Source organism: Gordonia sputi NBRC 100414 (assembly GCF_000248055.1).
GTDB classification, from domain to species: Bacteria; Actinomycetota; Actinomycetes; order Mycobacteriales; family Mycobacteriaceae; genus Gordonia; species Gordonia sputi.
The window spans coordinates 1-6,794 of the sequence record NZ_BAFC01000130.1; the positions used below are offsets into that span (position 1 = coordinate 1).

Annotated in this window: 5 protein-coding genes and 2 pseudogenes; 3 read left to right on the forward strand and 4 right to left on the reverse strand. The window is 68.0% G+C overall.

The annotated features are described in order from the left end of the window. Positions 1 to 250 precede the first annotated feature (250 nt). From GOSPT_RS21480 to GOSPT_RS21490, 3 genes are all read right to left on the reverse strand, one after another. Positions 251 to 1,222: a carbohydrate kinase family protein gene (locus tag GOSPT_RS21480; RefSeq protein ID WP_217996121.1), complete on the reverse strand. Its 972-nt coding sequence runs from the start codon at positions 1,220 to 1,222 to the stop codon at positions 251 to 253. A gap of 177 nt (positions 1,223 to 1,399) precedes the next feature. Further along, complete coding sequence (locus tag GOSPT_RS21485; protein WP_005209017.1) at positions 1,400 to 1,759, reverse strand: HesB/IscA family protein; 360 nt, start codon at positions 1,757 to 1,759, stop codon at positions 1,400 to 1,402. Positions 1,760 to 1,971: 212 nt separating this feature from the next. After that, complete coding sequence (locus GOSPT_RS21490) at positions 1,972 to 3,042, reverse strand: glycerate kinase family protein (protein WP_005209019.1); 1,071 nt, start codon at positions 3,040 to 3,042, stop codon at positions 1,972 to 1,974. A 145-nt stretch (positions 3,043 to 3,187) separates the two neighbouring features. Between GOSPT_RS21490 and GOSPT_RS21495 the strand changes: the two genes are divergently transcribed. The 3 genes and pseudogenes from GOSPT_RS21495 to GOSPT_RS21505 all read left to right on the forward strand — a co-directional run bounded on the left by GOSPT_RS21495 (position 3,188) and on the right by GOSPT_RS21505 (position 6,467). After that, on the forward strand, positions 3,188 to 3,874 hold the full coding sequence (locus tag GOSPT_RS21495; RefSeq protein WP_005209021.1) for a DUF3043 domain-containing protein: 687 nt from the start codon (positions 3,188 to 3,190) through the stop codon (positions 3,872 to 3,874). A 7-nt stretch (positions 3,875 to 3,881) separates the two neighbouring features. Next, positions 3,882 to 5,662 (forward strand): annotated as a pseudogene (gene cobT, locus GOSPT_RS21500) (nicotinate-nucleotide--dimethylbenzimidazole phosphoribosyltransferase). 19 nt (positions 5,663 to 5,681) lie between these two features. Further along, positions 5,682 to 6,467, forward strand: coding sequence for an adenosylcobinamide-GDP ribazoletransferase (locus GOSPT_RS21505; RefSeq protein ID WP_039856996.1), 786 nt, complete (start codon positions 5,682 to 5,684; stop codon positions 6,465 to 6,467). A gap of 114 nt (positions 6,468 to 6,581) precedes the next feature. Here GOSPT_RS21505 and GOSPT_RS21510 read toward each other — a convergent pair. After that, positions 6,582 to 6,794 (reverse strand): annotated as a pseudogene (locus tag GOSPT_RS21510) (branched chain amino acid aminotransferase); the annotation flags it as partial.

The window sequence follows — 6,794 nt, forward strand, 5'->3', positions numbered from 1 at the left end:
AGGCCGCGAGCGCAGCGAGCAGCCGCAGTCGAAACCACTCCGCCCCGCGGGTTGAGCCGGCCGTTGGCTGAAGTGATCTCGACAAGCTCGATCAGCGGAAGTGGCCCGATCAGCGGAAAGTAGGCCGATCAGCGGAAGTGGCTCGCCTGCCGCTGGTTGAGCCGGCCGCAACCACCGCTGGTTGAGCAGGCCGCGAGCGCAGCGAGCAGCCGTAGTCGAAACCACCCCACCCGCCGCGCGGAAGCGGCGCTCAGATAGCGGCGGCGATCTCCTTAGCGGCGTCGGCGCCGTACGCGCCCTCGATCCGAGTGAGCGCGGCGTCGCGGTCCCACGACCAATCCTGCGTCGACACCGTTTCGAGGACCAGCACGGCGACCATCGAGCCGACCTGTGCGGCGCGCTCGAAGCCGAGGCCTACCGACAGCGACGAGAGGAATCCCGCGCGGAAGCCGTCGCCGACGCCGGTCGGGTCGACCTTCTCGGTCTCCGGGACAACGGCCACGTGCGTGCGCGTGCCGTCGCGGTCGACGATCTCGACACCGCCGGAACCGAGGGTCGTGACGCGCACGCCGATCAACTCGGCGACCTGCGCCTCCGACAGCCCGGTCTTCTGACGCAGGAGACCCCACTCGTACTCGTTGGTGAACAGGTAGGCGGCGCCGTCGATCAGCTCTCGTGCCTGCTCGCCGTCGAGTCGCGCGAGCTGCTGCGACGGGTCGGCGGCGAACGGGATGCCGAGGCGTCGACATTCCTTGGTGTGCCGAAGCATCGCTGCCGGATCGTCGGCACCGATCAGCACGATCTCCGGTGCGCCGACGCGTTCGACGACCTCGCCGAGATCGATCTCGCGCGCCTCACTCATCGCACCCGCGTAGAACGTCGCGAGCTGCGCCATCGTCTCGTCCGTGGTGCACATGAAACGAGCCGTGTGGTGCGTCTCGGAGATGCGTACGCCGCGGCAGTCGACGCCGTGCGCCTCGAGCCACTGGCGATAGTCGTGAAAGTCCGATCCCACCGAACCGACGAGCACCGGCGACTGCCCCAGCTCGCCCATCGCATACGTGATGTTGCCTGCGACACCGCCGCGTCGGACCACGAGATCCTCGACGAGGAAGCTGAGCGAAATGTGCTCGAGATGATCGGCGAGAATCTGCTCCGAGAACTTCCCCGGGAACTTCATCAGATGATCTGTCGCGATGGAACCACATACAACGATTGCCACGTACTCCCCAAGCCTCTCAGCGTTTGTGATGGCTCGCGGCGCGAGCCGGCGTTCGAGATGGCCCGCCGCGCGAGCCGGCCATGAACCGCATCACACGCTACCGAAAGGCCCGGAAATGACTGACCGCACCCCGGCGTCGCCGAGGTGCGGTCAGAAATAACAGGCGTACTACAACGCTCAGTTGAACGAGTCGCCGCAGGCGCAGCTACCCGTCGCATTGGGGTTGTCGATGGTGAAACCCTGCTTCTCGATGGTGTCGACAAAGTCGATCGTGGCGCCCTGCACGTAGGGCGAGCTCATCCGGTCGACAGCCAACTTGACGCCACCGAAGTCTGCGGTGAGGTCGCCGTCGAGCGAGCGGTCGTCGAAGAAGAGCTGGTAGCGCAGGCCTGCGCAGCCTCCGGGCTGCACTGCGATACGCAGCGCCAGGTCGTCACGACCCTCTTGGTCGAGCAGCGCCTTGGCCTTGGCGGCTGCAGCGTCGGTCAGGATGACGCCGGTGGTGGTCGCGGTTCCGGATTCGTTCTGAACGGTCATCGATGCTCCTCGTACTGTGATGGCGCCGTTGGTGCTCGGCCCCGGTCGTGCTGCCATGTGTCACACAGCTCTGATGTACGCCGCGCTGTGGCAGCGACTCGAACGCGTCGGCTGACGATGCAGGCCTTTTGTTCGTCTGTTGTCAACGGTACCCCCTATGTGCATATTCCCGGAGTGTGCACATGCCTGTGGGTCGTCGAACGCAGGCTTTCTCACCCACTCGGGAGCCACGACGCCGCGGCGCGCGCCGCGAGAGCGGTGAGTTGATTGCGCGCGTCGCTCATGGCGAGTTCGACCGATCCCGCCTGGTCGACGATCGAGTGGGCACCCGCTATCCCGGCCCCGGCGATCTCGTCCGGAGTCAAAGCCACCTGGCCCGCGAATACGACCGTCGGTGCACCCACCTCCGTTGCCGCAGCATTCAGCGCCGACACGACCTTCCCGCGCAGCGTCTGGGAATCGAACTTTCCCTCACCGGTCAGCACCAGATCCGTGCGAGCGATCTCCGCGGCCTGATCGGTCGCCTCGCCCACGACCGTCGCACCGGACACGCGGCGCGCACCCAGTGCGAGCAATGCTGCCCCGAGCCCACCGGCGGCTCCGGCGCCCGGCTCGCCACTGACATCACGACCAACGATCGATGCCAGCACCCGCGACCATTGCGTGAGTCGCTCTTCGAGACGCCCGACGGTCTCGGCGTCCGCACCCTTCTGAGGGCCGAACACAGACGCGGCTCCCAGCGGTCCCAGCAGGGGATTCTCGACGTCGGACGCAGCGATCAGCGCGACGTCGGCGAAACGCTCCGCTGCCCGCGCCGACCCACCCAGGGCGTCGATCAACCCATGGCCGCCGTCGGTCGTGGCACTCCCACCCAGACCAACGACCACTTCGCGGACCCCGGCCCGCAATGCAGCGTCGACGAGCAGCCCGACACCGTAGGTGTCGGCCGACTGCGCGGTGCGTGGCGTCGGCCCACCACCGAGTTGATGCAGGCCGCACGCCTGCGCGCACTCGATGTAGGCGACGAGCCGCTCGGGCTCCCTGTCGTCGAGCAACCACTGTGCCGTGATCGCGGCACCGAGTGGACCGACGACCCGCTCGGTCACCGTGCGTCCGAAGCGTGCTGCGAGGACGTCGACGAATCCCGGTCCGCCGTCGGACTGCGGCGCGAGTGTGATCTCGTCGTCCGGCCTGGCCGCCGACCACCCTTCGCCGATGGCGTTGGCGGCCTCGACCGCCGTGAGCGTGTCGCCGAACGAATCCGGCGTTATCAGGACTCGCATTCGCCCCACCTCTGCTCGCTCGACACCCGGGCGTCGACGCAGGTGCTCGCGGTCGTCTCACACGCTCGTCTCCTCGGGCCCATGCCCGGGAAGTATAGGGAGGTCGACGAACCGCGGCAGCGCTAGATCGCCTACCCTCGAAGACGTGAGACTGCCATGGAACAAGGACGACGACACCGCCGACGAGGGCACCCTGTCGCTCAAAAAAGCGCCGACGACGGCCGTCGACGACACGGAGACCGAGTCCGAGACCAAGGGCAGCGCATACACAGCGGGCAAGGGGCGCCCGACACCGTCGCGTCGCGAGGCAGAAGGCCGACGTCGAGGCCCGGTCGCACCTCCGCCGACGACCCGCGCCGAGGCACGTGCCCGCAAGAAGCAGCTCAAGAGCTCGATGTCGCGCGAGGACCGTCGCAAACTCAACGACGATCGCCGCAACCAACGCGCGGAGCAGCGCGAAAAGATGATGGCAGGCGACGAGCGCTACCTGATGCCCCGCGACAAGGGTCCGGTGCGGCGCTACACCCGCGACCTCGTCGACTCGCGACGCAACTTCGCCGGACTGTTCATGCCGTTCGCGGTGGTGCTGATCGTGGTGATGTTCCTGCCGTCGATCGCCGCCTACGCGAACTTCGTCCTGCTGGCATTCGTCGTGCTGATGGCCGTCGACGCCGTCATCCTGGGCAGGATGGTCAACAAGCGTGTCCGCGAGCGCTTCCCCGACACCGACGACACCGGCTTCCGCCTCGGCTGGTACGCCTTCACCCGCGCCATGCAGCTCCGCCGGATGCGCGCACCCAAGCCGCAGGTGTCTGCGGGCGACGAGGTCTGAACCGACAATGACCACGAGGGGCACCCGCACACTGGTGCTCGGGGGCGTGCGGTCGGGCAAATCGGGGGTCGGCGAGGCACTGCTCGCCGAACACACCGAGGTCCGCTACATCGCGACCGGGCCGACACTGACCTCCGATGCGGAGTGGGTCGCGAGAGTCGAGGAACATCGACGACGCCGCGACGAGCGGTACACGACCGTCGAGACCACCGATCTCACGGCCGAGCTGTCGACGACGCCCGACATCGCCACACTGGTCGACGACCTCGGCAACTGGCTGGCCGCCGACATCGACGCCACCAACGGCTGGGAATCTCCGATCGACCGCTCCGACCGCACGGCGCAACTGTGTGCGGCGATCAGCGACGCCACCGCGGATCTGGTCATCATCAGCCCCGAGGTCGGGCTAGCCCCGGTCCCCCGACCCCCGCCGGCCGCACATTCCAGCACGAACTGGGCGCACTGAACTCGGCCGTGGCAGCCGTCTGCGATCGCGTCCTGCTCGTCGTGGCCGGCCGCGTCGTCGAACTCCCAGCTGAATTCCCGGCCGGACTCCCGACCCCCGTTGCTCAGAGGGCTCAGCAGGAAGCGGCACCAGCGGCGGCAACACAGAAGCCGGCAGCTACACCGGACGTCGCACCTGCGGCAGCCGTGCTCGCACCGGTGGCGTCCGGCGAGATTCCGGAGACCAGCGACATCGTCGCGACCGACGCCGAGGTTTTCGACCACATCGACCGTCCGGACGAGTCCGTCGCGCAGGCGGCACGCGACCGTCAGCTCACCTTGACCAAGCCCGCTGGTTCGCTCGGCAGGCTCGAAGACCTCAGCGTGTGGATCGCCGCATGCCAGGGCGTGTGTCCGCCCCGCTCGATCGAGCAGGCGAACGTGGTGGTGTTCGCGGGCGATCATGGTGTGGCACAGGCGGGCGTCTCCGCCTACCCACCCGAGGTGACCGCACAGATGGTCGCCAACATCGCCTCAGGTGGGGCCGCGGTCAACGTCCTCGCCCGCCAGAGTGGCGCGACGGTGCACGTCGTCGACATGTCGGTCGACGCCGACACCGCGCCCGAGGTCTCGCGCTACAAAGTACGACGCAGCAGCGGCGACCTCCGGGTCACCGATGCGCTGACCATCGCGGAGGCTCGCAAGGCCATCGCGGCGGGACGCGCAATCGTCGACGACCTGGTCGACTCCGGCGCCGACCTTCTCATCGCGGGCGAGATGGGCATCGGAAACACCACTCCCGCAGCGATTTTCGTCGGTACCCTGACCCGCCACGAGCCTGTCGAAGTCGTCGGCCGCGGCACCGGCATCGACGACTCCGGCTGGATGCGAAAGACCGCAGCCATCCGCGATGGCATGCGACGCGGCCGACGCTACATCCACGATCCCCTCGCACTCGTCGCGGCCGTCGGCGGCGCCGACATCGCCGCGATGGCAGGATTCCTGGCCCAGGCCGCCGTACGTCGCACACCGGTGATCCTCGACGGTGTGGTGGTCACGGCGGCGGCACTCGTCGCGGCCGAACTGGCGCCCGGCGCCGTGAGCTGGTGGGTTGCCGGCCACCGGTCGGTCGAACCCGCGCACACCTTCGCGCTCGAACACCTCGACCTCGAGCCCATCCTCGACCTGCGGATGCGCCTCGGCGAAGGCAGCGGCGCACTGATGGCGCTGCCCGTCGTCTCCTCGTCCGTGGAGATCCTGCGTGGCATGTCGACGTTCGACGAGGCGGGAATCAGCGATTCCGACTCGTCGGCGGCCCTGACCACCAGCGACGCGGGGGTCTGACCCGGGCGTGGGCGGCAGGATGTCGCCGGTCGACGCACTCGCGGGCGCGTTCTCATGGCTGACCGTCGTGCCGATCCCATTGCGCAACAATACTTTTGATCGACGATTCGGTGGCGCGTCGATCGCCGCGGTCCCGGTTGTCGGCCTCGCCCTCGGCGCTCTTGTCGCAGTCGTGGCGTGGGCATTGAGTCTGACCGACCTCCCCACCACCCTGATCGGCATTCTGCTCGTCGTCGTCCTCGGCGTCGGGACACGGGGCATGCATCTCGACGGCTTGGCCGACACCGCGGACGGCCTCGGATGCTACGGCCCGCCCGACCGGGTCGGCGAGGTGATGCGGAGCGGCTCAGCGGGACCGTTCGGGGTCGCGACGATCGCGGCAGTGATGATCGTCGACACCGCGGGATTCGCTGCGCTGACAGGTGATTCACGATGGCCGGCCATCGCCGCAGCGGTGTTCGTCGGACGCGTGGCCGTCGTGATCGCCTGTCGACGGTCACTACCGCCGGCACATTCCACCGGGTTCGGCGCACTCGTCGCGGGCACCCAACGGGCATCGATCGTCGTGTGGTCGGTGTTGGCGATCGTCGCGATGGTGTTCGCGGGCGGTTGGCAGTCGTTGTCACCCAACGGATTCGACGTCGGATCGGCGTTGCGTGCGGCAATCACAGCCGTGATCGTGCTCGGCTTCGCATGGTTGTTCACCCGGCACTGCGCACGCCGCATGGGCGGGATCAACGGCGACGTCCTCGGCGCAGTCATCGAGCTGTCGACAGCCATAGCCCTTGTGGGACTACTGATCTGACGTCGGAGCCCGCCCCGCTACCGACCCAGACGCTTCTGCCACCGGATACACCGCGGGCCCCCGAGACCTGAGTGTCGGGGGCCCATCGGACGTCTGCATCACACCGGATCTGGATCAGGCTGGGTACAGCGTCGTCATCCACCCGTGGGTGTCGGCGAACGTACCGCGCTGGATGCCGGTGAGTGTGTCGCGAAGCGCCTGCGTGACCTCACCGGTAGTGCCGTTGCCGATCGTGTAGTCGTCGGTCTCGCTCTTCACGTGGCCGACCGGCGTGATGACCGCAGCGGTACCGCACGCGAAGACCTCGGTGATGTCACCCGACGTGAC